This window comes from Candidatus Cloacimonadota bacterium (genome assembly GCA_011372345.1).
Lineage (GTDB): Bacteria > Cloacimonadota > Cloacimonadia > Cloacimonadales > TCS61 > DRTC01.
The window spans coordinates 1-3,359 of the sequence record DRTC01000097.1; the positions used below are offsets into that span (position 1 = coordinate 1).

General features: G+C 38.1%; 3 protein-coding genes. All 3 read right to left on the reverse strand.

Annotation, left to right across the window (positions count from 1 at the left end):
* The coding region (locus ENL20_01815) for an NAD(P)H-hydrate dehydratase (GenBank protein HHE37294.1) at positions 1-1,506 on the reverse strand (1,506 nt) is incomplete at its 3' end.
* Between the two features lies 1 nt (position 1,507).
* Complete coding sequence (locus ENL20_01820; protein ID HHE37295.1) at positions 1,508-2,737, reverse strand: HAMP domain-containing histidine kinase; 1,230 nt, start codon at positions 2,735-2,737, stop codon at positions 1,508-1,510.
* Positions 2,700-3,359: nucleoside triphosphate pyrophosphohydrolase (locus ENL20_01825; protein ID HHE37296.1), on the reverse strand; the 660-nt coding region annotated here is incomplete at its 5' end. The genes ENL20_01820 and ENL20_01825, both read right to left, overlap by 38 nt.

Here is a 3,359-nt window from a genome sequence, read left to right on the forward strand (position 1 = left end):
CTTAAAAATCTCCTCGATAATATCCGATGGTATTATTGAAGCTGGTTTTCGAATTTTGGAAAGTTTCTCGGCAGTTTTACCAAGCAAAAATGAAGCAGAAACAGCAGCATCTTTCAATGCTGATTTCTGCCCGAGAAAAGAAATTATAATGCCAGCGAGGACATCGCCGCTGCCGCCGGTTGAAAGTCCGTCATTACCGGAAATATCGAAGATCAGGTTCGAACCGTCTGCAAAAACGGAAGTTGCACTTTTCAGGAGAACATTTGTTTTATGTTTTCGGGTGAAATCTTCTAATTCTTTTAAAGGATTTTCTAAAATTAAAGATATCTCTTTATCAGCAAGTCGAGCAAACTCTCCAATATGCGGAGTAAGAATTATTGGCTTTCCTGAAATAATGTTTAGAATTCTGCTGTCACTTGCCAGGATATTCAGTCCATCCGCATCAACAACAGCAGGTTTATCCCATTTTTCCAAAATTATTTTGATAAAATCTGTCGTTGGGGAAGAAGTTCCAATGCCCGGACCGATCAGCAGTACATCCATTGTTTCCAGTTTTTTCCAAAATTCATCAAATAAAATTTCCCCTTTTTCATTTTCAGGAACGGAATAGGTCATCACTTCCAGAAGTTGTGTTTCAAAGATCAATTCCATTCCTTTGGGATGAAACAGAGTGATCAAACCTGCCCCTGCTCGCAAAGCCGCTCTTGCTGCCATAATTGCAGCTCCGGAAAATCCCGGACTTCCGGCAATAATTCCGACTCTTCCATAATCTCCTTTATGACTGAATGATGAGCGTTTTGGATATTTCGCATTTCTGGATGTGATCAATTTTGCTTTGGGAGGGAATTTGTAATAAATTTTTGCAGGGATACCAATATCGATGACTTGTACAAATCCGCTGTTCTGTCTTCCTTCTCCCAGGAAATGACCGTATTTATAGGCTGCCATCGTATAAGTATGATCGGCTTTTATCGCGATTTCACCTTGTCCCGTATCAGCGTCGATCCCGCTGGCAATGTCGACTGCAATCGTTTTTACACCTGAACCGTTAATGTCCTTGATCAAGTTAGCAATCCAACCTCGCACTGTTCCTCTAAATCCGACTCCGAAAATAGCATCAATCAGAAGGTTAAAATAGGAAAGTGAAATATCAAAATTCTGCCATTGTTCATAATCACCGAATTGATGTGTTTCGATATTCAGATCAAGGCAGGAATGATAGTTTTCAGATGTTTCGGGACTCATTTTATCGGGATTTCCAACCAGAAAAATTGTCGGGAAATACCCCCATTTTTTCAAATGTCGAGCAATCACAAATCCGTCACCACCATTATTCCCGTTTCCGCAGAAAACAGCGATCTTAAATCCTGGTTTCAAAAAATTTTCCCTGATCGACTCACTGCAGCCTTTACCGGCATTTTCCATTAAAGTCTTTCCTGGAATACCGATTTTCTCAATAGTATATTTATCTATAAAATACATCTCTTCTCGTGATAAAATGATCATTTTAATCCTCCGATAAAATTATTTCAAAGGTTGTTCCTTCGTTTATTTTGCTTTCCAGAACTCGAATTTTTCCATGATGATAATCTTCGATAATTCTTTTTGCCAGGCTCAAACCGAGACCCCAGCCTCTTTCCTTGTTCGTAATTCCTGGATAGAATATCCGTTTATACATAGATTTCGGAAGTCCTACTCCTTCGTCTTTAATCCTGATAATAGTTTTATTATCATTTCTGAATGCATTGACAGTTATCTTTCCGCTTTTTCCCTGCATCGCATCAATTGCATTTTTCAGCATATTTTCCAGAGTCCATTTGATCAGATCAGGATCAAATTTAAACTCCATATCTTTGATCTTGCTCTCGAATTCTAATTTGGTTTGATTGGGAAGTCTCCTGCGGAAATGTTCGACAGTTTCCAGAATTATCTGGTGAAGATCGCTGGGATTGTGCGTTATTGTTGATCCGACTTTACCGAACCTGGAAGCCACATTGTGCAGCCGGTCGATATCTGTTTTCATATAATTCAGCATGGTAACCATTTCAGGATCATCACCTTTTTCCTCGAATTTCGTGGAAAGAATATCCAGCCAGCCGAGTAAAGAAGAGATTGGAGTACCAAATTGGTGAGCAGTTTCTTTTGCTAACCCGACCCAAAGTAAATCTCTTTCCGTTCTTCGCATCGAGGTTAATCCATAAACTCCCAGAATAACAAAAAACAGCATTAAACCAATTTCCAGATACGGCATTATGCGTAATTGTTTCATTGTTTTTGATTCACCGTAATAGACATAACTGAAAACCTTATCGCTTTCGAGATTATATTTTAGCGGAATCATCGCTTTCTGGGCTTCTAATTTTTTGATCTTCTTCAGAATATACTTTTGCTGTTTCTCACCCAATTGAGAAAAAGGTTTTTTCTCAACTTTTATATTTTCCCATGAAAAAGGTTTTTTCAGGCTATCTGCTAAAATGATAGGATAATCAATTTTAGGAATGATCTCTGACATAAAATACTGTAATAGGAAATCTTCCAGATTTACATCATCCGGCAGGCTGATAAACTTAGAGTAAAGATCGGGAACAACCTGTACATCCTTTTTGATGTTGTTCAGGAGTGAGTTCGTGTAAATGATAAAAAAGAGCAAAATGAGCAGGCTTCCTACTGCGAAATAGAAAGTCATAAAGCGATTATGATTAAAGTTCGCTCTTTTTGGCAATATTCCAAATTTCATCTAATTTCTCCAAACTGCTGTTCTGCATTTCTTCATTTTTATTTTTATGATATTCTTCGATTTTTTTGAATCTTCGTTCAAATTTCCTGATCGTTCTTTTCAGAGAAGATTCTGCATCGAAACCCAGTTTTCGGGCAATATTGACGATTGAGAAGAGCATATCTCCGAGTTCGTTCTGCATTTCTTCAAGATCGTTTTTTTGGAAAGCTTCCTCAAATTCCTTGATCTCTTCATCCAGTTTCTCGATCGCAGGTTCGACTGTCTGCCAGTCAAAACCGACAGCTGCTGCTTTTTCCTGCATTCTCTGGGCAGTTATCAAACCGGGCATACTTTTGGGAATTCCGTCGATGATCGATTTCCGGGAGTTTTCCTTTTCCTTTTGTTTGATCTTTTCCCAATTATATTTTACCTGTTTCGCATTATATTTTTTCTTCTCTTCAAAAACATGCGGATGCCGATGAATTAGTTTTTTATTGATCTTTGAAAGAACCTGTTTTATGGAAAATTTCCCTTCCTCATCTGCAATTTGAGATTGCATGATAATATGCAGCAGCAAGTCTCCTAATTCTTCCGAAAGATGCTCGTAATCTTCATTCTCAATGGCTTCTATAGATTCATATAA

Coding starts and splice junctions, on each gene's coding strand:
- ENL20_01820 (HHE37295.1), bottom strand. CDS start 2,737: ATGAAATTTGGAATATTGCCAAAAAGAGCGAACTTTAATCATAATCGC.